The following is a 25,223-nucleotide window of genomic DNA, read 5'->3' as shown; positions in this document are numbered from 1 at the left end:
GGTCCATGGAACGACAGTCACACGCCGCGGAACAGCTGCGCCTGATCCGTGCGCTGTACCCGGCGCTCGCGGAGCGCTACGCGGCCGGCGCGGGTGCGGAGCCGAGTTCCAGCGCCCGGTTCGATGCCTGGCTCGACACGGAGGCGGGTGCGCTCCACGCTGGAGCGGCGTTCGGCGGGCAGGGCGACGCCGCCGTGACCGAGCGTTTCGGGGACGCCTTCCGCGCGGCGCAGCGCGTCGCCGCGGTGATCGGCGTCGCGGTTCCCGAGCCCGAGGCCTTCGCGGCGGCGGGCGTCGACCTGCTACATCTCGGGCACCTCCTCGGGGCCCAGCCCGAGCTCACCCCCGTGCCCGCACCGTACGGGCTCGGAGCGTCGCGGTGGCACGCCGCATTCGCCGAGGCGGCGCAGCGCCACCCCGAGGTGCTGGCCGCCGGGCCCGCCGCGACACCTCTGGTGCTCGGGGCCGAGGCGGCGCGGGGCTTCGCCGAGCTGGACCGGATCCCCGAGTCGGCGATCGCGCTCCCGAGCGTGGCGCAGCGCGACGCGGCGGGCGGAACCCTGCGGTGGACGCTCCGGCTCGTGCCCGCCGGATCGACCCCGAGTGTCTTGGGGCTCGGTTTCGCGCACGGCCCGCACGTCTCCCTCCCGGAAATGCTGATGCTGCAACTGATGCGCATTACGGGCGGCGAGGAGCCCGTGGACACGGGAACGTTCACCTGGCTCGCCGGCACCGTCGAGGGCGGCCGGCTGGCGGCGCGCCACGTCTACGACGCGGGGGATCAGGTGATCCGGATCACCTGTCGCGAGATCGGGAATCAGGGCCCGCACCTCGGTGCCCGCCCGCCGCTCGCGTAGCGCCGGGGTCAGTCCCAGCTGCTCACGGCCTCGTCGCGCGTGGACGGGAGGCGGGTGTTCTGCCCCCAGGCGAGGATCTCCTCGGGGACGTGGAACTCTTCCGCGCGGGCACCGGTCTTTTCGAGGATCTCGGCGACGGGCACCACGCCGCCGCTGCGGCGCAGGATCCGCGCGCGGACGATGGCCCGCGCGTAGATCTCGGGCCGTCGCTGGGCGTCCGGCCGCACGAAACGCTGCTCCATGTACACGGCCTGCGTGTCGAAGCCGAGGATCTTCGACTCGATCCAGAAGCGCTGCCAGGGGTTCAACGACTTGCGGTACGAAATGGTTTGCCCCACGACCACGGGATACCAGGCCTCGCGGGACATGACGTCCCACGTACCGTTGCGCTGGATCAGGTCGAAGCGGCCCACGTCCATGACGGAGAGGTACTTGCCGTTGTTCATGTGGCGCAACAGGTCAAGGTCGGTGGGCCAGACGCGGAATCGGGACCGGCTCATCTCGCCGAAACCGATGCGGGGACCGCGCCGCCCCACGAACCACTGGTGCCAGAGAGTGCGGAAAATCATGTGCATGCCGCGAGCCTAGGGGAGCGGCGCGGGGCCGGGGCGGGCGTTGTCGCTTCCGTGCGCGGATCGTCGCCTGCGGGGCCGCGAGCTTGTGTGCCTCCGCGAACGCTCGAACAGGTACCGCGTGCGCCCGAGGACGGTGCGAAATCGGCGACTCGCCGGGTGCACGCGTCCCGCCGGATCCCGCGCGCGAGCCACGGCGATCCCCGGGCTTCACGGGTGTAGTATGGTTCGGCGCGCTTCCGCGCTCGAACCTCACAGAATCCGGAGAACCCCTGCATGGCAACCTCGAACGACATCAAGAACGGCACCGTCATCAAGGAGGCTGGTCAGCTCTGGAGCGTGATCGAGTTCCAGCACGTGAAGCCGGGTAAGGGTGGCGCGTTCGTCCGGACCAAGCAGAAGAACGTCGTTTCGGGCAAGATCATCGACAAGACCTACAATGCGGGCGCAAAGATCGAGACGGCCAACGTCGACCGTCGCGACTTCCAGTACCTCTACCAGGACGGCGCGGACTTCGTGTTCATGGACCAGAGCGACTACGACCAGATCACGGTCTCCTCGGTGGTCGTCGGCGACGCCGCCAACTACATGCTGGAGAGCCAGCAGGTGCAGATCGGGCTGCACGAGGGCGAGCCGCTCTACCTCGAGATGCCCGCCTCCGTGGTGCTCGAAGTGACCTACACCGAGCCCGGCCTGCAGGGCGACCGCTCCACCGGCGGCACCAAGCCGGCGACCCTCGAGACCGGCGCCGAGATTCAGGTGCCGCTGTTCCTCGAGTCCGGCACCAAGGTCAAGGTCGACACCCGCACGGGTGACTACCTCGGCCGGGTCAACGACTAACCTTGTCGGCACGTACGAAGGCGCGCAAGCGCGCCCTGGACATGCTGTACCAGGCCGATCTCCGCGGCGAATCGATCGCGGCGATCGTGAAGGCCGAGTCGAAGCGCGCCGCGAGCGAGCCCGACCGGGCCGCCTCCTGGTTGTACGCCCGCGAGATCGTCGACGGCGTGAGCGATCACCGCGATGAGATCGACGAGCTGATCACGAGCTACGCGCAGGGCTGGACCCTGGAGCGGATGCCGCACCTGGACCGCGCGCTCCTGCGCCTGGCCTCGTGGGAGATCCTGTTCAATGCCGAGGTGCCCACGCCCGTCGCGATCGACGAGGCCGTGGAACTCGCGAAGGAATACTCGACGGACGATTCCGGTCGCTTCGTCAACGGAGTGCTGGGCCGCGTCGCGGACCACGCCCGGGACTGATCCCGCGCCGCGGTGTGAGACCGGCCCCGTGCACGTTCCGACACGTGCGCGGGGCCGGTCTCGCATCCGCTATGCTGGGGAGGAACAGCTTTTCTTTAACTCCCGTCCCGTGAGGCGGAGAAGGGGGGCTCGAATATGGGTACGCGTGTAGTGCTGGAAAGCGCTGAGATCTCGCGGGCGCTGACTCGAATCTCGCACGAAATTATTGAGGCGAACAAGGGCGTTGACGGTCTCGTGCTGGTGGGCATCCCCACGCGCGGCACCTTTCTCGCTGCGCGCATTGCGGAGACCATCTCCCGCATCGAGGGCCGCGCCGTTCCGAGCGCCAGCCTCGACGTCACCATGTACCGTGACGACCTCGCGCAGAACCCGACCCGCACCCCGCACCCGACCTCGATGCCGGTGTCTGGCATCGACGGCTGCACCGTGGTGCTGGTCGACGACGTCTTGTTCTCCGGGCGCACGGTGCGCGCGGCGCTCGACGCGCTGAACGACCACGGCCGCCCGAAGGCGGTGCGGCTGGCCGCGCTCATCGACCGGGGCCACCGGGAGCTCCCGATCCGGGCCGACTACATCGGCAAGAACCTGCCGAGCGCCAAGCACGAGCGGATTTCCGTGCGGCTGTCCGAGCACGACGGCATCGACGAGGTCACCATCTCCTCGGGCGACGCGGACAACGCGGCGGACGGGGCCCGCGCATGAGGCACCTGCTCGACACTCGGACGCTGAGCCGTGAGGACGCGATCCTGATCCTCGACACCGCCGAGGACATGGCGGCGACGCAGCAGCGCGAGGTGAAGAAGCTGCCCACGCTTCGCGGGAAGACCGTGGTGAACCTGTTCTTCGAGGATTCGACGCGCACCCGGATCTCCTTCGAGGCCGCGGCGAAGCGGCTCTCGGCCGACGTGATCAACTTCACCGCGAAGGGCTCTTCGGTCTCGAAGGGCGAGTCGCTGAAGGACACCGCCCAAACGCTCCAGGCGATCGGTGCCGACGGCGTCGTGATCCGGCACCCGGCGTCCGGCGCGCCGGCCCGGCTCGCGTCCAGCGGCTGGATCGACGCCGGCGTGCTGAATGCGGGCGACGGCACCCACGAGCACCCGACGCAGGCGCTGCTCGACGCCTTCACCATGCGTCGCCGCCTGTTCGGCGCGGACAGCCGGGGCCGCGACCTCGACGGGATCTCCGTCGTGATCGTGGGCGACATCGCCCACTCCCGCGTGGCGCGCTCCAATCTGTGGTTACTGAACGCGCTCGGCGCGCACGTCGCATTCGTGGCCCCCGAAACGCTGCTGCCCTACGGGACCCGCGACTGGCCCGTGGCTCATCACTACTCCCTCGATGAGGCGCTTCGCGTGGAGCGCCCCGACGTCGTGATGCTGCTCCGGATCCAGACCGAGCGCATGCACGCGGCCTTCTTCCCGAACGAGCGCGAGTACGCCCGCAACTGGGGCCTCGACGACGCTCGCCTGGAGCGGCTCACCGAGCGCGCGATCGTGATGCACCCCGGCCCGATGAACCGCGGCCTGGAGATCTCCTCCCGCGCCGCGGACTCGCTCCGCTCGACCGTGCTGGAGCAGGTCACCAACGGCGTGTCCGTGCGCATGGCCGCGCTCTATCTGCTGCTCTCGGGTGAGCGTGCCGCAGACCCCGTTTCCCCCGAATTCCGTGAAGGAGAACTCGTATGACCGCACAGCCCGGCTTTCTGATCCGCGGGGCGCGCCTCGCCGCCTCCCTCACCGAGCGCGGGGCCGAGCTCGCGACCGCGGCGCCGGTGGACCTGCGTATCGCCGACGGCATGATCGTGGAGCGCGGCAGCGGGCTCGCGGCGGCGGACGGCGAGCGCGTGATCGAGGCGGATGGGCTCGTCGCCCTGACCGGCCTGGTCGACCTCCACACGCACCTGCGCGAGCCCGGGTTCGAGCAGTCCGAGACGGTCCTGACGGGGACTCGCGCGGCCGCGGCCGGCGGCTTCACGAGCGTGTTCGCGATGGCGAACACGCTGCCGGTGCAGGACACGGCGGGCGTGGTCGAGCAGGTGCAAGCGCTCGGCGACGCCGCGGGCTATGCCACGGTGCGCCCGATCGGCGCGGTCACCGAGGATCTCGCGGGAGAGAAGCTCAGCGAGATCGGGGCAATGGCGCAGTCCCGCGCGCAGGTCCGCGTGTTCTCGGACGACGGCAAGTGCGTGCACGATCCGATGCTGATGCGCCGCGCGCTCGAGTATGTGACCACCTTCGGAGGCGTGATCGCGCAGCACGCGCAGGATCCGCGCCTCACGGAGGGCGCGCAGATGAACGAGGGCGCGCTCTCGAGCGAGCTCGGCCTGAAGGGCTGGCCCGCGGTCGCCGAGGAGTCGATCATCGCCCGCGACGTGCTCCTCGCCGAGCACACGGGTGCCCGACTGCACATCTGCCACCTGTCGACCGCGGGCTCCGTCGAGGTGGTGCGGTGGGCGAAGGCCCGCGGCGTGCAGGTCACCGCCGAGGTCACCCCGCACCACCTGATCCTCACCGAGGAACTGGTGCGGAGCTACGACGCGCGCTACAAGGTGAACCCCCCGCTGCGCCGCGAGGCGGACGTGCTCGCGCTGCGCCAGGCCGTCGCCGACGGCGTGATCGACATCATCGCCACCGACCACGCGCCGCACCCGATCGAGGCCAAGGAATGCGAGTGGGACGCCGCGGCGTTCGGCATGGTCGGCCTCGAATCGGCCCTCCCGATCGCACTCGCGACCCTTGTCGCCGCGGGGCACACCAGCTGGGCGGAGCTCGAGACGCTGCTCTCGCAGCGCCCGGCCCAGATCGGCGGCCTGGCCGGCCACCCGAGCGCACTCGAGCCGGGGCAGCCCGCGGATCTCGTGCTCGTCGATCCGAGCGGCACGAGCACCTTCGATCTCGACCGATTGCAGGGGCTGAGCGTGAACTCGCCCTATCTGGGCATGGAACTTCCCGGCAAGATCGCCTTCACGATGCGCCGCGGCTATCTCACTGTGGACGCGGGGGAGCTCGTTGACACCGCGACGGTGGCCGCCGCCGCCCTCACTGCCGGGGCCCGGCAGGACACCGCCACGGAGGTCGCCGCATGAGCCGCACCAGTTTCATCATCATGATGTCCGCGATCGCCGTGCTGGCGTTCGCCGGCATGTGGATCGCGTGGCGCGGGCGGACGCGACGGGGCGCGAGCGCCGCCGCACCGTCCACCGCACCGCTCTCCGGCGAGGTGCTCGCGAACTTCCCGCGCGCCAGCTACGTCTCGACGACCCCGGAGGGGGCACCCCTCGAGCGGGTCGCCGTGCCGGGGCTGCGCTACAAGGGGTTCGCCGAGGTGACGGTCCGCCGCGACGGGGTCTCGATCGCGGTCACGGGCGAAGCCGCCGTGCTGATCCCGCGCGCGCAGCTGCGCGGCACCGGGACGGCCTCGGGTCGCGTCGGGAAAGCGGTCGAGCGTGACGGCCTCTCGCTGCTGCAATGGCAGCTTTCCGGTGCGGGCGATCGCGCCCCGCAACCGGTCGAATCCAGTTTCCGATTCACGGATCCCGCGGAGCAGCAGCGCTTCGCGGACGCAGTTTCCGCGGTGCTCGCTCCGAGCGCCGCGCACACACCCACTCAGACCACGACCCAGGAGGACGCGTGACCACGAATACGACCGAAGTGACGGTACCGCCCGCATCCGCGGCGGCCGAGGGCGCCGCGGTGCTCGTACTTGAGGACGGCACGCGATACTCGGGCCGCGCCTACGGGGCGACGGGCCGCACGCTCGGCGAGGTCGTGTTCTCGACCGGCATGACGGGCTATCAGGAGACGCTGACTGACCCGTCCTACGCGGGCCAGATCGTTCTGATGACCGCGCCGCACATCGGCAACACGGGCGTCAACGACACGGACATGGAATCGCGCAAGATCTGGGTCTCGGGCTTTGTGGTCCGCGACCCCGCACGTCGCATCTCGAACTTCCGCGCGGAGCGCTCGCTCGACGAGGACCTCGTGAACGATGGCGTCGTCGGCATCTCGGGCGTTGACACGCGCGCGGTGACGCGGAAGATCCGCTCCGCGGGCGCGATGCGCGCCGGCGTGTTCTCGGGTGCCGATTTCGCGCTCTCCGACGACGAGCAGCTGGCGCTCGTGCGCGAGCAGGGCGGCATGGCCGGGAAGAACCTCTCCGAAGAGGTCACGACCCCCGAGCGCTACGACGTTCCCGTGACCGCGGGCGTTGAGCGCGTCGGGTCGATCGCGGTGCTGGATCTCGGGATCAAGCGTGCCACGGTGGGCTACCTCGCCGACCACGGCTTCGACGTGACCGTGCTCCCGGCGAGCACCACGCTGGCGGAGATCCGCGAACTCGCGCCGGACGCCCTGTTCTACTCGAACGGCCCGGGCGACCCCGCGGCGAGCGACGGCCACGTGGAGCTGCTGCGCGAGCTGCTGCGCGACGGCATCCCGTACTTCGGGATCTGCTTCGGCAACCAGCTGCTCGGCCGCGCGCTCGGCTTCGAGACGTACAAGCTGCCCTTCGGTCACCGCGGGATCAACCAGCCGGTCATGGACAAGCGCACCGGTCGCGTGGAGATCACCGCTCAGAACCACGGCTTCGCCGTGGATGTGCCGATCGAGGGTGAGGTGGACTCACCCGCGGGCTTCGGCCGCGTGCAGGTGAGCCACGTCAGCCTGAACGATCAGGTGGTCGAGGGGCTCGAATGCCTCGACATCCCCGCGTTCTCGGTGCAGTACCACCCTGAGGCCGCCGCCGGCCCGCACGACGCCTTCTACCTGTTCGACCGCTTCCGCGCCCTGGTCCACGACCGCGCCGCAGCCGCCGACACCACCACTCAGGGAGCCTAAGAAGTATGCCCAAGCGTTCAGACATCAATTCCGTCCTCGTCATCGGCTCCGGCCCGATCGTCATCGGTCAGGCGTGTGAGTTCGACTACTCCGGAACGCAGGCGTGCCGCGTGCTCCGCGAGGAGGGCGTGCGCGTCATCCTGATCAACTCGAACCCGGCCACGATCATGACGGACCCGGACTTCGCCGACGCCACCTACGTGGAACCGATCACCCCCGAGGTCATCGAGACGATCATCGCGAAGGAGCAGCCCGACGCGATCCTGCCGACGCTCGGCGGCCAGACGGCGCTCAACGCCGCGATGGCGCTCCACGAGCAGGGGATCCTCGAGAAGTACAACGTCGAGCTCATCGGCGCGAAGGTCGACGCGATCCAGAAGGGCGAGGATCGCCAGCTCTTCAAGGACATCGCGATCGCCGCGGGCGCGGGCGTCGCGAAGTCCTACATCGCGACCACGGTCGAGCAGGCCAAGGAGTACGCGCAGGATCTCGGCTACCCCCTCGTCGTGCGCCCCTCGTACACGATGGGCGGCCTGGGCTCCGGCTTCGCCTACACGGAGGAAGAGCTGGTCCGGATCGTCACCGACGGCCTGCACTACAGCCCCACCACCGAGGTCCTCCTGGAGGAGTCGATCCTCGGCTGGAAGGAGTACGAGCTCGAGCTCATGCGCGACACCAAGGACAACGCGGTGGTCGTGTGCTCGATCGAGAACGTCGACGCCGTGGGCGTGCACACGGGCGATTCGATCACCGTGGCACCGGCGCTGACGCTCACCGACCGCGAGTACCAGAACCTGCGCGACATCTCGATCGACATCATCCGCCGCGTGGGCGTGGACACGGGTGGCTGCAACATCCAGTTCGCGATCGACCCGGTCGACGGGCGCGTCATCGTGATCGAGATGAACCCGCGCGTGTCCCGCTCCTCGGCGCTCGCCTCGAAGGCGACGGGCTTCCCGATCGCGAAGATCGCGGCGAAGCTTGCGATCGGCTACACGCTCGATGAGATCCCGAACGACATCACGATGAAGACGCCGGCCTCCTTCGAGCCCGCGATCGACTACATCGTGGTGAAGACCCCGCGGTTCGCGTTCGAGAAGTTCCCGGCCGCCGATGACACGCTCACGACCACGATGAAGTCGGTGGGCGAGGCGATGGCGATCGGCCGGAACTTCACCACCGCACTGCAGAAGTCGCTGCGTTCGCTCGAGAAGCGGGACACCTCGTTCCACTGGGGCGAGGAGACCCGCTCGGTCGCCGAGATCCTCGAGACGATCACGCGCCCGACCGACGGGCGCATCGTCGACGTGCAGCAGGCGCTGCGCCTCGGTGCCTCGATCGAGCAGGTCTTCGCGTCCACCGCGATCGACCCCTGGTTCCTCGACCAGATCGTGCTCATCAACGAGGTCGCCGCGCGCGTCGCTGCGGCCCCGCAGCTCACCATCGACGTGCTGCGCGAGGCGAAGGATCACGGCTTCTCGGACGCGCAGATCGCCGCGATCCGTGGCCTGTCCGAGTCGGAGATCCGCGGCCTGCGCCACGGCCTGGGCCTCCGTCCCGTGTTCAAGACCGTGGACACCTGCGCCGGCGAGTTCCCCGCGCTGACCCCGTACCACTACTCCTCCTACGACGAGGAGACCGAGGTCACCCCGTCGGAGCGCAAGAAGGTCGTCATCCTGGGCTCCGGCCCGAACCGGATCGGACAGGGCGTCGAGTTCGACTACTCCTGCGTGCACGCCTCCTTCGCCCTCTCGGAGGCCGGCTACGAGACGATCATGATCAACTGCAACCCGGAGACCGTCTCGACGGACTACGACACCTCGGACCGGCTCTACTTCGAGCCGCTGACGCTCGAGGACGTGCTCGAGGTGATCCACGCGGAGCAGGCCTCGGGCACCCTCGTCGGCGTGGTCGTGCAGCTCGGCGGGCAGACGGCGCTCGGCCTCGCGCAGCCGCTGAAGGACGCGGGCATCCCGATCCTCGGCACCACGCCGGAGGCGATCGATCTCGCGGAGGAGCGAGGCGCGTTCGCCGGGATCCTCGAGCGCGCCGGCCTCGTGGCCCCGCGCAACGGCACCGCGATCGACAAGGACGGCGCGATCCGGATCGCCGAGGAGATCGGCTACCCCGTGCTCGTGCGCCCCTCGTTCGTGCTCGGCGGACGCGGCATGGAGATCGTGTACGACACGGAGTCGCTGCACGGCTACTTCGAGCGCATCGCCGGCCACGCCCTCGTCGGCCCCGGCCACCCGCTGCTCGTGGATCGCTTCCTCGATGACGCGATCGAGATCGATGTGGACGCCCTCTACGACGGCGAACAGCTCTACGTCGGCGGCGTGATGGAGCACATCGAGGAGGCCGGGGTGCACTCGGGGGATTCGAGCTGCACGCTGCCCCCGATCACCCTCGGGCACGATCAGATCAGCGCCGTCCGCGAGGCGACGCTGGGCATCGCCGCGGGTCTCGGCGTGCGTGGCCTGCTGAACGTGCAGTTCGCGATCGGCCAGGGCGTGCTCTACGTGCTCGAGGCGAACCCGCGCGCGTCGCGCACCGTGCCCTTCGTCTCGAAGGCGCTCGGTATCCCGCTCGCCAAGGCCGCGTCCCGCGTCATGGCGGGGGAGAGCATCGCCGAGCTGATCGCGGCCGGGCTGCTGCCCGAGCGGGACGGCTCGCGCGCACCGATCGACGCGCCGATCGCGGTGAAGGAAGCCGTGCTGCCGTTCAAGCGGTTCCGCACGCACGAGGGGCTGGTCGTGGACTCGCTGCTCGGCCCGGAGATGCGCTCCACGGGTGAGGTCATGGGCATGGACCGTGATTTCCCGACGGCGTTCGCGAAGAGCCAGTCCGCCGCGGGCAGCGAACTGCCCGTCGCGGGAACGGTCTTCCTGTCGGTGGCGGATCGTGACAAGCGCTCCGTGGTGCTCCCCGCGCTGCGGCTGCAGGAGCTGGGCTACCGCCTGTTGGCGACCCAGGGCACCCAGGTGGTGCTCGGACGCAACGGCATCGAGTCCGAGGTGGTGCGCAAGCACTCGCTCCAGGCCGAGGGCGACACGATCGTCGACCTGATCAACCGCGGTGAGATCGACATGATCGTGAACACCCCCTCGGGCAGCTCCGCGCGCGCCGACGGCTACGAGATCCGGGCCGCGGCGGTTGCCGCGGATAAGCCGATCTTCACCACGGTGTCGGAGCTCTCCGCGGCCGTGGGCGCGATCTCGGCGCAGAAGCTCGGGTTCGACGTGAAGTCGCTCCAGGAGTACGAGGCGGACCGCGTTGCTGCGCGCGCCGCGGCTGCGGAGGCGACGGCCTGATGAGCGCGATTCCGTTCGGCACCCGGCTCGCCTCGGAGCTCGCCGCGAAGCGGCACCTGTGCGTGGGCATCGACCCCCACGCGCCGCTGCTCGCCGAGTGGGGGCTCGCCGACGATGCGGCCGGGGCCGAGCGGATGGGCCGCGAGGTTGTCGCGGCCGCCGCCGGCGTCGCCGCGTGCGTGAAGCCGCAGATCGCGTTCTTCGAGCGCTTCGGCTCGGCGGGCTTCGTGGCGTTGGAGCGCATCTTCGCGGATGCGCGCGCGGCCGGGGTGATGGTCGTTGCGGATGTGAAGCGCGGCGACATCGGCTCCAGCTTTGCGGCGTACGCGGACGCCTGGCTGCGGCCCGGCTCGCCCCTGGAGGCCGACGCCATGACGGTGACGGCCTACCAGGGCTTCGGGAGCCTGGATGGGGCGGCGGGCTACGTCCGGGATCACGGCAAGGGTCTGTTTGTCCTCGCCGCCACCTCGAACCCGGAGGCCCGCGAGGTGCAGCAGGCCGTCCGCGCGGACGGCCGCACGGTCGCGCAAGCGATGGTCGCCGACGCGCTTTCCGCCGGGAACCCGGAGGACGACCACGTGAATTCCGTCGGCGTGGTGCTCGGCGCGACGCTGCAGCTGTCCGATTTCGGGATCGACGTCACCGCACCGCCCGCGCGCCCGGCGCTGCCGGTGCTCGCCCCGGGCTTCGGGGCCCAGGGGGCCCGGATCGAAGACGCGGGGGAGATCTTCGGGGGGCTCGGGTGGGCACTGCTCGCCAATGAATCCCGTAGCGTGCTCAGTGGCGGCGCACAGGGACTTGCCGCGCGGGTGCGCGATCGGGCCGACGCCGTGGCGACGGCGCTCACGGTGTGACACCCTGGGAGGAGGGGCACACTGGTGGGAAAATTGACGAGTGGAGACCAGATGAGTAGTCCAGAGAATCGTGCGGCTCGTGACATGCCCACGGTCGATCGTGTGGCCGCGAACCGGGCAGCGATTGCCGCGCGTCAGGCGCGCGCGGAACTGAAGCGACGCTTGCGCAGCGGTGAAGTGTCGCCGCTGCGCGTGCTCGAGCAAGCCGATGAGGCGGGAAGTCCCGCGGCAACGCTCCGGATCACCGACTTCCTCCTCTCCTTCCCCGCGATTGGTGTGGTGAAGGCGGAACGTGTTCGCGAGCAGCTCGACATTTCCGAGCGCAAGCGGCTCGGCGGTTTGGGCGTGCTGCAGCGCGAGCGTCTCGAGCGTTTTGTGCGCGAACGCACGGGAGCGACAGAACGTTCGGGGCGACCGCCCCTGACGGTGCTCGCCGGCCCGACGGCAGTGGGCAAGGGCACGGTCGCGGCGTACATTCGCGAGCACTATCCTGAGGTGCGACTGTCCGTCTCGGCGACCACGCGTGCGCCGCGCCCCGGCGAGGTCGAGGGCGAGCACTACTTCTTCGTCACCGACGAGGGTTTCGACCGGATGCTCGCCGCTGGCGAGCTCCTCGAGTGGGCGACCGTTCACAATAAGTATCGCTATGGCACCCCGCGCGGGCCCGTGCTCGCCGCGGCGGAGGCGGGCGAGCTGATGTTGCTCGAGATCGATCTGCAGGGCGCACGCCAGGTGCGCGCCAGCATGCCCGAGGCGTGCCTGGTGTTCCTCGCGCCGCCGAGCTGGGAGGAACTCGTTAACCGGCTCGTGGGTCGCGGCACGGAGGACTCCGAGGAGCGGGCGCGACGGCTCGAAACCGCGAAGGTGGAGCTGGCGGCCGCCGAGGAGTTCGACGAGGTCATCGTGAACGACGAGGTCCCGCTCGCGGCCGCCCGGCTGGTGGAGATCATGCGCGGCGGAGTGTCCGCGCCGTCCGGGGAATCCCCGCGGGCATGATCGAACACGTCGGCGAGCTCGATCCGAAACAGTTCCTGGGTATTCCACTCGCGCTCGTCGGTGCTGGTCTGCTCGCCTTCGGCGCGCAGTACCAGTCCCGCGGCCTGAACAAGGTGGAGCGCATCGTGGGGGAGAGCGCCGGATCCGGCCTCTCCTGGGCCCACGTCCGGAGCCTCCTGACCCGCCCCTCATGGGTGGTGGGCACGGTGCTCCTGGGCCTTGCGGTGCTGTTTCAGATCGGCTCGCTGGCGTTGTCGCCGCTCATCATCGTGCAACCCATCGGGGTAGCGGGTCTGATCATCACCTCGATCCTGAACTCGCGCATGAGCGGGGTGCACCTCGGGAAACGGGTGCGCGCCTCGCTCGGGCTCGCGGTGCTCGGGATCGTCGCGTTCGTGACGATCGCGGCGTTCACGGCGCGCGATCAACTCGTGACGGACGCGAAACTCACGACGATCCTGGTGACGTACGGGGTCGTGCTCGTGCTGGCGTTCGTGCTGTTTATCGCGTTCCGACATCGAGGCTACGCGCTGATGTATATCGTGGGCGCAGGTGTGCTGTACGGCTTCGTCGCGACGTTCGCGAAGGCCGTGATCGGGCGCCTGCAGCAGGGCGAGTTTGAGTGGCTGACGTGGGCGTGCGTCGCGGCGCTGCTCGTGGGCGCGCTCCTCGGGATGGTGTTTGTGCAGAACGCATACTCCTCGGGCCCACCGGATCTCGTGGTTGCAGGACTCACCGTGATCGATCCGATCGTGGCCGTCCTGATCGGGATCGTGGTCCTGCACGAGGCGGCAGGGGCCCCGGCGTGGGCCGTGGTCGCCTACGTGCTGTCCGGCGTGATCGCGGTGATCGGGGTGGTGGGGCTCGCCAGGTTCCACCCCCAGGCGGGCGGTGCCGAGCAGGACGCACCGGTGCCTCTTGACGAGACGCTCGCCCCGCCCGAGTGAGTGGGGGCCGGATCCGGTGTGCCGCGCGCCGCTGATCATCCCGATCCGGCGGCCCTGGATGCCCCGAGCGTGGGATACTGGCAGTCACGCAGACGCGAAGGAGTGGCCATGAACGAGCCCGAGATCCGGATCATTACCGCGGAGCCGCGCCGCGCGCCCTGGGGCGCCGTGCTGGCCGTGGGCATCGTGGTGCTGCTTGCCGGGATTGGCCTGGTGGTCTGGCCGTTCGTGACGGCGAGCAATATCCTGGCGGTGCTGTTCGGGATCGCGCTCATGGCAAACGGGCTGGCGATGCTCGTGCGGCAGGGCCCTGCCGGTGCCGCGCGGGTGGTCGGCGCGCTCTTCCTGCTCGCCGGGCTGCTCGCGATCGTGTTTGCGGAGTTCACCGTGCAGGCGCTCGTTGTGGTCGTCGGGGCCACCATGCTCGTGACCGGCGTGGTGTGGATCGCGCTCGGCGCGCGCGCCGGCGGGCCGCGGAGTGGCTGGCTGCTCGTCCCGGGAGTGCTCGCCATCCTCGGCGGCATTTTTGCGCTGATCTGGCCGGCAACGGCGCTCGGCATCGTCGCGTTCTGCGCGGGCCTCGCCATGCTCGCCTTCGGAGGCTCGCTGATCTGGGGCGCGATCGGGATGCGCAAGACGCGGATCGATCGCACCACGATCATCGTCGAGGACTGAGGCTCCGTCCGGCATACGCCGACGGGGGACTCCCGAATTCACGGCTGAACGCCGCCGTGAACGCGGCGGGAGTGGCATAGCCGAGCTCGTGCGCGACCGTCGTCACGTTCGCCTCCCGCAGTCGGGGAAGCGCGGACAGCAGCCGGGCGCGCAGCCGCCACGCCGCCGGGCTGTGCCCGGTGTCGGCGCTGAAGCTGCGACTCAGCGCCCGCTCGCTGCGCGCGCTGGCGCGGGCCCAGTCAGCGTTACTCACCCGCGCATCAGGGGTCGCGAGGTAGGCGCGACACAGCGCCGCAAGCGCGGGGTCGCGGGGGAGCTCCACGTGAAAGGGGAGCGTGCTCAGGGCCGCGAGTTCGTGGAGGAGCAGCGCGGCGAGGGCCGCGTCCCGGCCGCCCGCCGCGTACTCCGGTGCCATGTGCACGGCCGCGCCGAGCAGTTCGCGGAGCAGGGGCGACACGTCGACGACGGCGCACGACTCGGGCCACCAGGGCACCGCCGCGGGTTCGAGATACAGGCTGTGCGTCCGGACGCCGAGGAACTGGACCCGGTGGGACACGCCGGGCGGGATCACGACCGCGCGCTCTGAGGGGACGGTCCAGCGGCCCGCCGCGGTTTCCACGATCATCGTTCCGGTGGCGCCGTAGAGCAGTTGCGCCCGCCGGTGCTCGTGCCAGTCCAGGGTGTAGCTCGGTGGGTAGCTCGTGGCGATGGCGAGCACGGCGCGCGGCAGGCGGTCGCGCTCGGCCAGCACCGTGTGCGGGCGAAAGGCGGGCGGCTCGATCATGGGTCCAGGCTAGTGTCCAATTCTCGAAGAAACTCTGCGAACAATCGAATGTCAGACACCGCGAGTCCTGCTGAACTGGGTGCATGATTGATTTCTCGGGGTGGCCAGCCGTGTGTGGAATGCTCGTCCTGATCGGCGCGCTGAGCGGGCTCACGACCGTGCTGTTCGGTTTCGGGGGCGGCTTCGTGGCGGTCCCCGTCATGACCTGGGTCGATCGCGGCCTCGGCCCCGCGGCGATCACCGTGGCGATCGGGACCTCCGCCGCGGTGATGCTCGCGAACGCCGCGGTCGCGACGGCCGCCACGCCGCGCGCCACCCTCCGCAGGATCCGGGGCACCGGGTGGTTGCTCCCGCTCTTGGCGCTGGGCGGCATGGCCGGCGCGCTGCTCGGCATGTGGGTGCCGGGCCAGGCCGTGCGGTGGGGGTTCGTGGCCTACCTGGCGCTGACCCTCGCGGACGTGCTCGTGCGCCCGGGTTTTCTGCGGCCCAGCGCGCCGGCCGCCGCGCCGGCGTCGTCGCCGCGCGGCCGCCTGGGGATTCCGGGTGCGGCCGGGTTCCCGATCGGCGCGCTTGCGGCGGCGCTCGGCGTCGGGGGCAGCGTGATGACGGTGCCGCTGCTGCGGCGTGCGGGGGCGCCGATGGCGGTCGCGGCGGCACTCGCGAACCCGTTGACCCTCGTGATCAGCGCGCCGGCCTTGCTCGTGTTCCTCACGCTCGGATCCGGGGCCGCGCTCAGCGCCGCGCACACCTGGGGCGCGGTCGATCCCGCGGCCGCGGGCGCGCTCCTGCTCGGTGCCCTCCCCGTGATCGTCTGGGTGCGACGGCACCCGCCGCGGATTCCCGACCGGATCCATGCGATCGCCTATCCCGGCCTCCTCGTGGTGGCCGCGGCGGCGATGCTCAGCGGGGCGTCCGGGTGACGATCAGCACGGAGATTCTCGCGCGAGGTCCCCGATCGGGGGTCGGCGCTCCTGCGCGATCGTGAATCTCCTGCGGGTTCGTCAGTCACCTGCGGGTTCGTCAATCTCCTGCGGGTTCGCGGTGCGCGGCGGCGGCTTCGGCGAGCGCGGTGCGCACGGCCGCAAGCGCGGGGTGCCCCTGCTGCGCGGCGCGTGCGGCGCTGAAGACGGTGCGCCGCGGGTTCCCGGGGAGTGGCACGAGGCGCACTGCCCCGCTCACGTGGGCGAGCCCGGGGAGCACGCCCGCGGCGTTGCCCGTGGCGATGAGGCGGTGGTGCGCCTGCAGGTCGGAGGTTTCGAAGCGCACATCGGGCTCGAATCCCGCGGCGCGGCAGAGCTGCTCGGCCCACGATCGGGTCGCCGTGCCGGCCGGCTCGAGCACCCAGGGGAGTCCCGCCAGCTCGCCGAGCTCCTGGGTGGCGTCGAAGCGCGGGTCGCCCGCGCCGTGCGGCGGGAGCGCGAGCAGGATCGGATCGTGCACGAGCGGTACGCGATCGAGTCCCGCGAGAAACGCGCGCGAGTGGCCGGGGTATTCCTCGGCGATCACGAGGTCGAAGCCGCGGGCCGCCGTCTCCTGGAGCGCCTCACCCGGCTCCCAGTGAAGGACCTCGAGGCGCAGCTTCGGCGCGCGTGCGCGCAGGATCTGCAGGGCGGCGGGGATGAGGGCGAGGAACGCCGACTGGAACGCCGCGATGCGCACCGTCCCCCGGACCTCGTCGCGCGCGCGGTGCAGGGCGGCCTCGGCCCGTTCGAGGCCGGCGAGCAGCCCTTCGGCCTCGTTCGCGAGGACGTCGCCCGCGGCGGTGAGGACCACGTTGCGGCCGACCTTGCGGAGGAGTTGGGTATCGCTTTCCGCCTCGAGCAGGCTCAACTGCTGGGAGACCGCGGACGGGCTGTAGTTCAGCGCCTCGGCGACGGCGCGGATCGTGCCGCGAGCCTGGAGTTCGCGGAGGAGCCTGAGGCGTTTCATGTCCAGCACGGCGCGGGCTCCTTCCCGGTGCGCGGCTCGGGTGATCGTGTAGAGAATCTGAACGGTATCGGTCAATAGCGCGCGCTGTACTTCATCATACGGGCGCGGAACACTGGCAGGTATCCCCACCGGCGCGGAAGCCGGTGGCACCGAGAAAGGCCGGACGTGACCCCCACCCTTGCGCGACCCCAGGAACTCGCCGATGCCGCCGTCGCGCTCGCGCGGAAGTGGACGGCCACCGCGGCCACGATCCCCGCCGATGCCTCCGCGGAGCTCCTCGCCGGGGTGCTCCGTGATCCGCGGGGGCTCGACTTCACCGTGGGCTTCGTCGACGGCGTGGTGCGGTCGGAGGACGTTCGCGTTGCGGCGGCGCGACTCCGCGCGCTGGTGCCGCTGACCCCCGCGTTTCTCCCCGCGCCCATGCGCGCCGCCATCCGGGTCGGCGGCGCCCTGGCGCGCCCGTTCCCCTGGCTCGTCGTCCCCGTCGCCCGCCGCGTGCTGCGGCGCATGGTGCGCCACCTCATCGTCGACGCGAGCGACGCGAAGCTCGGACCGGCGATCAGAAAGATCACCGGCGACGGGGTGCGCCTCAACGTCAACCTCCTCGGCGAGGCGATCCTCGGAAACCGCGAAGCCGAGCGCCGCCTCGCCGGCACCCACGCCCTGCTTGCGCGGGACGACATCGATTACGTCTCGATCAAGGTGTCCGCGACGGTCGCCCCGCACAACCACTGGGGCTTCGACGAAGCCGTCGCCCACATCGTGACCCAGTTGGTGCCGCTCTTCGCGCGAGCGTCGGCGGCGACGCCCCGCAAATTCATCAACCTGGACATGGAGGAGTACAAAGACCTCGATCTCACCCTGCGCGTCTTCACCGAGATCCTGGAGCGCCCCGAGTTCCGCGACCTCGAGGCCGGGATCGTACTGCAGGCGTACCTCCCCGACGCGCTCGGGGCCATGATCCGGCTCCAGGACTGGGCTGCGGCGCGGGTGGCAGCGGGCGGTGCCCCTATCAAGGTGCGCCTGGTGAAGGGCGCGAACCTGCCCATGGAGCTCGTCGACGCGGCGATCCACGGCTGGCCTGCCGCCACCTGGGGCACGAAACAGGAGACCGACACGAGCTACAAGGCGGTGCTCGACTACGCCCTCACACCCGAGCGGGTGCGCAACGTTCGTGTCGGCGTCGCGGGGCACAACCTGTTCGACATTGCCCTCGCCTGGGTGCTTGCGCAGGCCCGCGGGGCCGAGCGCGGCGTCGAGTTCGAGATGCTGCTCGGCATGGCGACGGGCCAGGCTGAGGCGGTGCGTCGCGACGTCGGCGCGATCCTGCGTTACGTTCCCGTGGTGCACCCCGCGGAGTTCGATGTCGCGATCGCCTACCTGATCCGGCGGCTTGAGGAGGGGGCGAGCACCGAGAACTTCATGTCGGCCGTGTTCGAGATTGCCGACGACGCGTCACTGTTTGCGCGTGAGGAGGCGCGCTTCCGGGCCTCCCTCGCCGCCCTGACGCAGATCACGGCGGACGGAGACCCCGCACTCCTCGCGGTTCCCCCACCGAATCGGGTGCAGGACCGGCGGCGGTCGGTGACCGACGGGCTGGCGGCCCGCGTCGAGGCCCGCGTGCTCGCGGGCCGGACCGGATCGTTTGCGAACACCCCGGATAGCGACCAGGATCTGCCCGGAAACCACGAGTGGGCGCGCGGGATCGCGCGACGGATGGTGACCTCGACGCTCGGGCGCGAGCAGATTGCCGCGGCGCGCGTCGCGTCGGATGCCGCGCTCGACGAGATTCTGGACCGGGCGCGGTCAGCCGCGGCGTCGTGGCAGGAGCTCGGGGCCGACGGGCGGGCACGGATTCTGCACCGCGCGGGGGAGCTGCTGGAGGCCCGCCGGGCCGAGCACCTCGAAGTCATGGGGGCCGAGTGCGGCAAGACGCTCGACCAGGGGGATCCCGAGGTGTCCGAGGCGATCGACTTCGCCCACTACTACGCCATGCTGGGCCAGCAGCTGGAGCGGGTCGACGGCGCCCGGTATCGTCCCGTGCAGCTCACCGCCGTGATCCCGCCGTGGAACTTCCCGGTGGCGATCCCCGCCGGCGGGACCCTCGCCGCACTCGCGGCCGGGTCGGCGGTGGTGATCAAACCCGCGACGAGCGCCGCGCGCTCGGGCGCGGTCATGGTGCAGGCGCTGTGGGACGCGGGCGTCCCACGCGAGGTCCTGCAGCTCGTGCAGTTCCCGGACCGCGAATTGGGCTCCCGCTTGGTCTCCGACGATCGGATCGACCGGCTGATCCTCACGGGGGCGTACGATACCGCGGCGCACTTCCGCGCGCTCCGTCCGGAGCTGCCGCTGCTCGCCGAGACCAGTGGGAAAAACGCCATCATCGTGACGCCGCACGCCGACCTGGACCTTGCGGCACGTGACGTGGTCCAGTCCGCGTTTGGTCATGCCGGGCAGAAATGCTCCGCGGCGTCGCTCGTGATCCTGGTGGGGTCAGTTGCGCGCTCGACGCGATTCCGCGCGCAACTGCTCGACGCGGCGCGGTCGCTGCGGGTCGGCACACCGGAGCAGCTGGACACGCAGCTGGGTCCCGTCATCGCGCCCCCGAGCAGGAAGCTCCTGCGCGGGCTGACCGAGCTGGGCCCGGGGGAGCGCTGGCTCATCGAACCGCGCCCGGTGACGCACGACAGCCCGCTCGCCCGAGACGAGCGCGGTGCCCCCACCCTGTGGAGCCCGGGGATCCGCGAGGGCGTCGCCCGCGGGAGCGAGTTTCACCTGACGGAGTACTTCGGCCCGATCCTCGGGATCATGACGACGGACTCCCTGGACGCGGCCATCGACGTCGTGAACGACATCGACTACGGGCTCACGAGCGGCCTGCACTCGCTGGATCAGGCTGAGGTCGGGCGATGGCTCGATCGCGTCCAGGCGGGGAACCTGTACGTCAACCGCGGCACGACCGGGGCGATCGTGCGGCGGCAGCCCTTCGGCGGGTGGAAGAAATCCGCGATCGGCCCCGGGGCGAAGGCGGGCGGCCCCAACTACTTGCACGCGCTCGGCAGCTGGGAGGACGCCCCCGGCGCGTGGGCGCGGATCGCGCCGCGCGCCGCGGCCGCACCCCTGCTGGACGCGGCGAGCAACGCCGGGATCTCCGAGGCCGCCTGCGGCTGGCTGCGCGACGCGGCAAGCTCCGATGCGCGCGCCTGGGACACCGAGTTCGGGCGTGCGCGGGATGCGTCGCAGCTCGGCGTGGAGCGCAACGTGTTCCGGTACCGCCCGGTTCCGGTGACCGTCCGCATCTCCGACGCTGCGCCGCTGCACCACGCCGTGCGGGTGCTGCTGGCCGGCCTCGCCGCGGGGGCGCGCATGACGGTGAGCAGCGGGCAGGAGCTGCCCACCGCGCTCGCCCGGGCCTGTGCGGAGGCGGGCATCGCCGCGACGATCGAGGATCGCGACCGCTGGGCCGAGCGCGTGCGGGGCCTGGCGGCGGTCGAGGGGCCCGGCGCGGCCGCGCGGATCCGGCTCGTCGCGGGCGAGGACCGCGACACCGAACGCGAGGCGATCACCCGGGCCTCGCTGGGGAAGCCGGATCTCGCCGTCTCCGACGGCGCGGTCGTCTCCGCGGGCCGCGTCGAGATGCTCCCGTTTCTCCGGGAACAGGCAGTGTCGATGACCGCCCACCGATTCGGGACGCCGATCGCCCTCGACCCCGGACTCTTCTGACCCCGCGGATCCCGCCCGCCGGGACCGCGATCGGCGTCAGGCGGGCATCCGCGCATCCGCGACTCCGTGGAGGGGGAGCCTGAGCACGGTCTCGTAGCCGCCCTCGGGGGTGGCCCCCGCGGCGACGGTTCCGCCCAGCACCTGCGCCCGCTCGGTCAGCCCGAGAAGTCCGAGTCCGGAGCCGGGAAGCGCGAGCGCCGCCGCCCGCGGCGGGGTGTTTCGAATGCGCAGTTCCATCGTCTCGTCGGCGTGCTGCGCCGTGACGGTGATCGAACTGCCTGGCGCGTGTTTGCGCGCATTGGTCAGCGACTCCTGCACCGTGCGGAACACCGCCCGCTGGGCGGGGATTGCGAGCGTGTCCGGCAGATCGAGATCGACGGAGACCGGGAGATCGGACGCCGCGATGAGCGCGGGGAGATCCGCGAGCGACGGCTGTGGGGCCGGGACGATAGGTGCCCGTTCCCCGACGCGGAGCACGAGCAGCATGCTGCGCAGCTCCTCAAGGGTCGCGACGCAGAGCTCGCGAATCGTTCGCGCGCCCTCCCGGGCCGCCGGGTCGGGCACGCTGACCTGGAGGGCGCCGGCCTGCACCGCCATCAGGCTGACCTGATGCGACACGACGTCGTGCATTTCGCGGGCGAGCGCCTCGCGTTCGGAGCGCACGGCCGCCGCCGCCGCCTCGGCGCGCTGCTCCTCGTGCACCGCGCGGAGCTCCGTGAGGCTCTGCACCAGGCGTCGCCGGGTCGCCCCGAGAATCCCGACCGCCGCGGGGGCGATCGCGAACATTGCGGCCGTCGTGACCAGTGCGACGGGATGGAGTGGGTACGGCCCGGTCAGCTGCCCGATCAGACCGGCGGCAAAGACCCCGGCGACGGCCGTCGCGAGCGCTGCCGATGCCCCGCGCCTGCTGGCAAGCGCGTACACCGCGACCACGGCGGCGATGGTTGCGCAGCCGAAGAGCAGGCCCGGGAGGGTGAGCACCACGGCGACCCCCGGCACTCGGGTGCGGAGGAGTACGCCCGCCGCGGCGAGGAACGAGAGGGCGCTCGCGAGCGGGGTCGAGTCCACGAGCGTCACCGCGGCCTCCGCGGTGGTGACGAGGAGGAGCAGGGCCGTGCAGAGGCGCGGGGAGGGGCTCATCGCGGCGGCTCCATGCCGAGGAGGTCAGCGCGCGCGGCGATCAGGGCGGCAGGCACACGACCCGTGACCCCGAGCTTCGCCAGGATCGCAGAGACATGATCCTTCACGGTGCCCTGGCTGAGGTGGAGCGCCCGGGCGATCTGCGCGTTCGAATCGCCCTGTGCCAGGTGCCGCAGCACGGACCGTTCACGGTCCGTGAGCGCGCTGACAAGCTCCGCGGCCGCGTGGTCCGTCCCGCCGGCACGAACCGCCGCGCGCATGCGCTGGGCGGGGGATCCGGCGAGCACGACCCCGCCGGCCGCAGCGGTGCGCACGAACTGGGGGAGGTGCTCGGGATCCGTGTCCTTGAGGAGATAGCCGGCGGCACCGAGTTCCAGCGCCGTCCGGACGGCGTCGTCCATGTCGAACGTCGTCAGCATGATCACCTGCGGCGGATCAGGCAGCCCCCGAAACTGCCGCAGGAGCGTCAGCCCGTCCGGCTCCGGCATCCGAATGTCGAGCAAGACCACCGCGGGCTGGTGCGTCGCGACCAGCGCGGCCGCGGCCGCGCTGTCTCCGACACCGAGGACGCGGATGTCGTCTGCCGCCTCGAGGATCAGGGTGAGGCCCTGCCGCACGAGCGCCTCGTCGTCGATGATCACAACGTGAATCGGTGCGTGGTGCGGCTCGCTCATGGGGACAGACTAGGCGCGCCCGCCTGAGAGGGAACGGGTGAACAAGAGAATTCAGCCGGTCGGCGGGGCAGTTCAGCCGGTCGGCGGGTGTCGGGCGGCGCGCCGACTCGGCCAGCCTGGAGCTGCGAGACACCCGGTGAGGTGCTCGCAGAAGGAGAACCATGAACCGGACACATGCCCCGCACCGTGACACCCTGAGGGCGGCCCGCACCGGCCGCCTCGGCACCGAAGACGTCGGACGGGCGCTCTTGCGCCTCGCACTCGGCGGCGTCCTGTTCGCCCACGGCCTGCAGAAGTTCACGGTGATGGGCGTGGACCAGGTCGGCCAGTTCTTCGCCTCGCTGGGTCTGCCCGCCCCTGAGGTCGCGGCGGCGCTCGTGTCCACGCTCGAACTTGTCGGGGGTGCCGCGCTGGTGCTCGGCGTCCTGGTTCGCCCGATCGCGCTCTTCGCGGCGCTCGAACTCCTGGTGGCCTCGGTCACCGCCCACGTCGGGTTCTTCGCAGATGCCGGGGGCTGGGAGCTTCCCGGCGTGCTCGCGCTGTCACTGCTCGCACTCGCCGTGCTGGGCGGGGGATCGCTCACCGTGCTCGGGCCGGTGGCTCGCCGGGTCCCGCCGCTCCTGCGCTAGGCCGCATCGGGACGCTGGCGGCCCGTGCAGGAGTATGCTCTCAGGGCACGGGGCCTGAAAGGGGACACGGATGGGCGCAGCGTCGACACTCAATTGTGGTGTGAGCCGGATGCTCGGGCGGAGCCCACACGAGCCCCACCGGGTCGCAAGCCCGCTCGAGCTCTTCTTCGACCTCGTGTTCGTGGTCGCCGTCTCGCAGGCCTCACAGAACCTGCACCACGGCATCGTTGCGGGGCACGCGGCCACGGCGACGCTCGCGTACGCCATGATCTTCTTCGCGATCTGGTGGGCGTGGATGAACTTCACCTGGTTCGCCTCGGCTTTCGACACCGACGACTGGCTCTACCGGAGCATGACGATCCTGCAAATGGGCGGTGTCCTGGTCCTGGCCGCGGGGGTCCCCGGTGCGATGACCGAGGGATCCTGGACGCTCGTGACGTTCGGCTACGTGATCATGCGGATCGCCATGATCGGCCAGTGGGTGCGCCTCGCGGTTTCGGATCCCGCACATCGGGTCGTGGCGACGCGCTGTGCCACGGGGATCGCCGTCGTGCAGCTGTGCTGGGTCGCGCGGCTCGCGCTTCCCGCGGAGGCCCAGATGTGGACCTTCTGGCTCGCGGCCGCGCTCGAGATGCTCGTCCCCGTCTGGGCGGAGCGGCGGCAGCAGACGCCGTGGCACCCGCACCACGTGGCCGAGCGCTTCGGGCTCTTCACGCTCATCCTGCTCGGCGAGAGCCTGCTGGCTTCAGCAAACGCCATCATCGACGCCGGGGCCGCACGGAACGCGTTTTCCGGGCTGATCCTGCTCGCCGTCACGGGGCTGCTGATTGCTGCGGGAATGTGGTGGATGTATTTCAGCTTCGAGCAGGGCGATCGGATGGCCACGGCCCGCTCCGGATTCGGGTTCGGGTATGGCCACTACGTCCTGTTTGCGGCGGCGGGTGCGGTCTCCGCGGGCATTGAGGTCGAACTCGATCTCGTGACCGGGGAAGCCGCCGACCTCGCCGCGCCGGTGGCCTCCGCGGCGCTCGCGGTGCCGGTCGGCCTGTTCATGTGCGCGGTGTGGTTGTTGCTCCTGCGCACGCGGCTCTCGGCACCCGCGAACGTGGTGTTCCTGGGCGCGGCTGCGGCCGTGCTCCTCTCAATCGTCGTGCCGCTCGCGACGGTGGTCGTCGCGGCGGTCGCGGTCGTTCTGGCCGTGATCGTCGTCGAGACGCAGCGCGCGCGGGCGTGACGCGGCGGCCTGGTCGGGCGGCGGCGTCGTCCCGGCGCGCGGCGCGGCGAAGGGATCCACGTAGCCCTCCGCCCACGCGATCCGGCCGAAGTCAAGTTTGGTTCGGATCGGGACGCCGCTCGCCGAATACTTCTTCTTCACGCGGTCCAGGTACTGCTTCGCGGTTTCCGGGCTGATCGTCATCTCGGCACCGAGCTGATCGAGCGTCAGACCCGAGGCGTAGAGCACCAGCGCCCGCTCCTCCTGCGGGCTGAGCTGCGGCCGTGCCGAATCCCCGGCGATCACCGCGGCGAGTTCGGGGGACATCCAGCTGGTGCCCTGAGCGCAGGCGGTGACGGCCGCCAGAATTTCGGCTTCGGTGTCTCGCTTCCCGACAACGCCAGTCACCCCCGCCCGCACCATCTGACGGACCACATGGGGAGACGCCAGTGCGGAAAACACGAGGATCCGGAGCCCGGCATCAAGCAACTGTTGCACCAGCGCGACGTCGACGCTCGGGCCGCGGTCCACCATGAGGTCGAGAATCAACAGGTGTGGCCGGGAGGCGGTGGGCGCGTCGCGCACCCACGCGGCGAACGCCGGGGCAGACTCGCCGCTGAACACCACGTCGAACGACCCCTCAGCATGGAGCAGTTCTTCCGTGCGTTTGCGTTGCAGCAGGTGATCCTCGACGATCGCCACACGGCACCGGGGCGCGTTCCTTCGGTTCATCCGTCCCACCCTTCGAGCCCGCTGTGTCCCTCACCTTGGATCGTACGGCACGTCAGAGCTCAGACTTGCTATCTTCGACACATCGGG

The 25,223-nt window shown here is 70.8% G+C and carries 22 protein-coding genes and 1 pseudogene; 17 read left to right on the top strand and 6 right to left on the bottom strand.

All coding sequences use genetic code 11. From position 1 onward, the window contains the following. Positions 1–5: 5 nt before the first annotated feature. On the top strand, positions 6–857 hold the full coding sequence (locus D3230_RS09155) for a hypothetical protein (protein ID WP_202344719.1): 852 nt from the start codon (positions 6–8) through the stop codon (positions 855–857). Positions 858–865: 8 nt separating this feature from the next. Here D3230_RS09155 and D3230_RS09150 read toward each other — a convergent pair whose 3' ends face one another. Further along, complete coding sequence (locus D3230_RS09150; RefSeq protein ID WP_237467249.1) at positions 866–1,426, bottom strand: thioesterase family protein; 561 nt, start codon at positions 1,424–1,426, stop codon at positions 866–868. A gap of 279 nt (positions 1,427–1,705) precedes the next feature. Here D3230_RS09150 and efp point away from each other — a divergent pair, with 279 nt between their 5' ends. The 12 genes and pseudogenes from efp (at position 1,706) to D3230_RS09090 (ending at position 14,312) form a co-directional block, all read left to right on the top strand. Then, positions 1,706–2,269 carry an elongation factor P gene (gene efp / locus D3230_RS09145; protein ID WP_202344717.1) on the top strand — a complete coding sequence of 188 codons (564 nt, stop codon included), beginning with the start codon at positions 1,706–1,708 and terminating at the stop codon, positions 2,267–2,269. A gap of 2 nt (positions 2,270–2,271) precedes the next feature. Then, positions 2,272–2,688, top strand: coding sequence for a transcription antitermination factor NusB (gene nusB, locus D3230_RS09140; RefSeq protein WP_202344716.1), 417 nt, complete (start codon positions 2,272–2,274; stop codon positions 2,686–2,688). Between the two features lie 129 nt (positions 2,689–2,817). After that, positions 2,818–3,390: pseudogene (pyrR, locus tag D3230_RS09135) on the top strand (bifunctional pyr operon transcriptional regulator/uracil phosphoribosyltransferase PyrR); the annotation flags it as partial. Further along, complete coding sequence (locus D3230_RS09130; RefSeq protein ID WP_202344714.1) at positions 3,387–4,376, top strand: aspartate carbamoyltransferase catalytic subunit; 990 nt, start codon at positions 3,387–3,389, stop codon at positions 4,374–4,376. The pseudogene pyrR and the gene D3230_RS09130, both read left to right, overlap by 4 nt. After that, the gene (locus D3230_RS09125) at positions 4,373–5,776 is read left to right on the top strand and encodes a dihydroorotase (RefSeq protein WP_202344713.1); all 1,404 of its coding nucleotides are present in this window, start codon (positions 4,373–4,375) and stop codon (positions 5,774–5,776) included. Before D3230_RS09130 ends, D3230_RS09125 begins: the two co-directional genes overlap by 4 nt. After that, a complete protein-coding gene (locus tag D3230_RS09120; protein WP_202344712.1) occupies positions 5,773–6,324 on the top strand; it encodes a PH-like domain-containing protein in 552 nt (183 codons plus the stop codon). The genes D3230_RS09125 and D3230_RS09120 overlap by 4 nt, the downstream gene beginning before the upstream one ends. Continuing rightward, on the top strand, positions 6,321–7,529 hold the full coding sequence (gene carA / locus D3230_RS09115) for a glutamine-hydrolyzing carbamoyl-phosphate synthase small subunit (protein ID WP_202344711.1): 1,209 nt from the start codon (positions 6,321–6,323) through the stop codon (positions 7,527–7,529). Before D3230_RS09120 ends, carA begins: the two co-directional genes overlap by 4 nt. A 5-nt stretch (positions 7,530–7,534) precedes the next feature. Beyond that, positions 7,535–10,840 (top strand): carbamoyl-phosphate synthase large subunit, encoded by a 3,306-nt coding sequence (gene carB / locus D3230_RS09110; RefSeq protein WP_202344710.1) that lies wholly within the window; start codon positions 7,535–7,537, stop codon positions 10,838–10,840. Then, positions 10,840–11,694, top strand: a complete 855-nt coding sequence (gene pyrF / locus D3230_RS09105; RefSeq protein ID WP_202344709.1) for an orotidine-5'-phosphate decarboxylase — start codon at positions 10,840–10,842, stop codon at positions 11,692–11,694. Before carB ends, pyrF begins: the two co-directional genes overlap by 1 nt. Positions 11,695–11,745: 51 nt before the next feature. Then, on the top strand, positions 11,746–12,690 hold the full coding sequence (gene gmk, locus D3230_RS09100; RefSeq protein WP_202344708.1) for a guanylate kinase: 945 nt from the start codon (positions 11,746–11,748) through the stop codon (positions 12,688–12,690). Further along, positions 12,687–13,637: a DMT family protein gene (locus D3230_RS09095; protein ID WP_202344707.1), complete on the top strand. Its 951-nt coding sequence runs from the start codon at positions 12,687–12,689 to the stop codon at positions 13,635–13,637. Before gmk ends, D3230_RS09095 begins: the two co-directional genes overlap by 4 nt. 108 nt (positions 13,638–13,745) lie before the next feature. After that, the gene (locus D3230_RS09090; protein WP_202344706.1) at positions 13,746–14,312 is read left to right on the top strand and encodes an HdeD family acid-resistance protein; all 567 of its coding nucleotides are present in this window, start codon (positions 13,746–13,748) and stop codon (positions 14,310–14,312) included. Here the strand turns inward: D3230_RS09090 and D3230_RS09085 are convergent. Then, positions 14,296–15,096 carry an AraC family transcriptional regulator gene (locus D3230_RS09085; protein ID WP_202344705.1) on the bottom strand — a complete coding sequence of 267 codons (801 nt, stop codon included), beginning with the start codon at positions 15,094–15,096 and terminating at the stop codon, positions 14,296–14,298. The genes D3230_RS09090 and D3230_RS09085 overlap by 17 nt on opposite strands. Positions 15,097–15,179: 83 nt before the next feature. Between D3230_RS09085 and D3230_RS09080 the strand changes: the two genes are divergently transcribed. Further along, on the top strand, positions 15,180–16,016 hold the full coding sequence (locus D3230_RS09080; protein ID WP_237467248.1) for a sulfite exporter TauE/SafE family protein: 837 nt from the start codon (positions 15,180–15,182) through the stop codon (positions 16,014–16,016). 100 nt (positions 16,017–16,116) lie between these two features. Here the strand turns inward: D3230_RS09080 and D3230_RS09075 are convergent, their stop codons facing one another. Next, positions 16,117–17,034 carry a LysR family transcriptional regulator gene (locus tag D3230_RS09075; RefSeq protein WP_202344868.1) on the bottom strand — a complete coding sequence of 306 codons (918 nt, stop codon included), beginning with the start codon at positions 17,032–17,034 and terminating at the stop codon, positions 16,117–16,119. Between the two features lie 156 nt (positions 17,035–17,190). On the opposite strand from D3230_RS09075, the gene D3230_RS09070 reads away from it, so the two are divergent. Continuing rightward, a complete protein-coding gene (locus D3230_RS09070; protein ID WP_202344704.1) occupies positions 17,191–20,748 on the top strand; it encodes a proline dehydrogenase family protein in 3,558 nt (1,185 codons plus the stop codon). Positions 20,749–20,784: 36 nt separating this feature from the next. Here D3230_RS09070 and D3230_RS09065 read toward each other — a convergent pair whose 3' ends face one another. Beyond that, a complete protein-coding gene (locus tag D3230_RS09065; RefSeq protein WP_202344703.1) occupies positions 20,785–21,888 on the bottom strand; it encodes a sensor histidine kinase in 1,104 nt (367 codons plus the stop codon). Then, positions 21,885–22,562, bottom strand: a complete 678-nt coding sequence (locus D3230_RS09060) for a response regulator (protein WP_202344702.1) — start codon at positions 22,560–22,562, stop codon at positions 21,885–21,887. Before D3230_RS09060 ends, D3230_RS09065 begins: the two co-directional genes overlap by 4 nt. Before the next feature lie 161 nt (positions 22,563–22,723). Here D3230_RS09060 and D3230_RS09055 point away from each other — a divergent pair, with 161 nt between their 5' ends. Both D3230_RS09055 and D3230_RS09050 read left to right on the top strand, forming a co-directional pair. Beyond that, positions 22,724–23,191 carry a DoxX family protein gene (locus D3230_RS09055; protein ID WP_202344701.1) on the top strand — a complete coding sequence of 156 codons (468 nt, stop codon included), beginning with the start codon at positions 22,724–22,726 and terminating at the stop codon, positions 23,189–23,191. A gap of 109 nt (positions 23,192–23,300) precedes the next feature. Continuing rightward, a complete protein-coding gene (locus D3230_RS09050) occupies positions 23,301–24,425 on the top strand; it encodes a low temperature requirement protein A (protein ID WP_202344867.1) in 1,125 nt (374 codons plus the stop codon). Here D3230_RS09050 and D3230_RS09045 read toward each other — a convergent pair. Continuing rightward, a complete protein-coding gene (locus D3230_RS09045; RefSeq protein WP_202344700.1) occupies positions 24,333–25,136 on the bottom strand; it encodes a response regulator transcription factor in 804 nt (267 codons plus the stop codon). The genes D3230_RS09050 and D3230_RS09045 overlap by 93 nt on opposite strands. Positions 25,137–25,223: the final 87 nt, after the last annotated feature.

It is taken from the genome of Leucobacter chromiireducens subsp. solipictus, assembly GCF_016758195.1.
Classification (GTDB): domain Bacteria; phylum Actinomycetota; class Actinomycetes; order Actinomycetales; family Microbacteriaceae; genus Leucobacter; species Leucobacter solipictus.
Note: the sequence above shows the minus strand (reverse complement) of the source record. Positions and strands in the feature narration are given on the sequence as shown.

Excerpts from the sequence above, each read along its gene's own strand:
- D3230_RS09085 (WP_202344705.1), bottom strand. The coding sequence starts at position 15,096 with ATGATCGAGCCGCCCGCCTTTCGCCCGCACACGGTGCTGGCCGAGCGC.
- D3230_RS09120 (WP_202344712.1), top strand. The coding sequence starts at position 5,773 with ATGAGCCGCACCAGTTTCATCATCATGATGTCCGCGATCGCCGTGCTG.
- D3230_RS09060 (WP_202344702.1), bottom strand. The coding sequence starts at position 22,562 with ATGAGCGAGCCGCACCACGCACCGATTCACGTTGTGATCATCGACGAC.
- D3230_RS09045 (WP_202344700.1), bottom strand. The coding sequence starts at position 25,136 with ATGAACCGAAGGAACGCGCCCCGGTGCCGTGTGGCGATCGTCGAGGAT.
- carB (WP_202344710.1), top strand. The coding sequence starts at position 7,535 with ATGCCCAAGCGTTCAGACATCAATTCCGTCCTCGTCATCGGCTCCGGC.
- D3230_RS09050 (WP_202344867.1), top strand. The coding sequence starts at position 23,301 with ATGCTCGGGCGGAGCCCACACGAGCCCCACCGGGTCGCAAGCCCGCTC.
- D3230_RS09080 (WP_237467248.1), top strand. The coding sequence starts at position 15,180 with ATGATTGATTTCTCGGGGTGGCCAGCCGTGTGTGGAATGCTCGTCCTG.
- efp (WP_202344717.1), top strand. The coding sequence starts at position 1,706 with ATGGCAACCTCGAACGACATCAAGAACGGCACCGTCATCAAGGAGGCT.
- D3230_RS09155 (WP_202344719.1), top strand. The coding sequence starts at position 6 with ATGGAACGACAGTCACACGCCGCGGAACAGCTGCGCCTGATCCGTGCG.
- D3230_RS09125 (WP_202344713.1), top strand. The coding sequence starts at position 4,373 with ATGACCGCACAGCCCGGCTTTCTGATCCGCGGGGCGCGCCTCGCCGCC.
- pyrF (WP_202344709.1), top strand. The coding sequence starts at position 10,840 with ATGAGCGCGATTCCGTTCGGCACCCGGCTCGCCTCGGAGCTCGCCGCG.
- D3230_RS09095 (WP_202344707.1), top strand. The coding sequence starts at position 12,687 with ATGATCGAACACGTCGGCGAGCTCGATCCGAAACAGTTCCTGGGTATT.
- D3230_RS09065 (WP_202344703.1), bottom strand. The coding sequence starts at position 21,888 with ATGAGCCCCTCCCCGCGCCTCTGCACGGCCCTGCTCCTCCTCGTCACC.
- gmk (WP_202344708.1), top strand. The coding sequence starts at position 11,746 with ATGAGTAGTCCAGAGAATCGTGCGGCTCGTGACATGCCCACGGTCGAT.
- D3230_RS09130 (WP_202344714.1), top strand. The coding sequence starts at position 3,387 with ATGAGGCACCTGCTCGACACTCGGACGCTGAGCCGTGAGGACGCGATC.
- D3230_RS09090 (WP_202344706.1), top strand. The coding sequence starts at position 13,746 with ATGAACGAGCCCGAGATCCGGATCATTACCGCGGAGCCGCGCCGCGCG.
- D3230_RS09150 (WP_237467249.1), bottom strand. The coding sequence starts at position 1,426 with ATGATTTTCCGCACTCTCTGGCACCAGTGGTTCGTGGGGCGGCGCGGT.
- D3230_RS09055 (WP_202344701.1), top strand. The coding sequence starts at position 22,724 with ATGAACCGGACACATGCCCCGCACCGTGACACCCTGAGGGCGGCCCGC.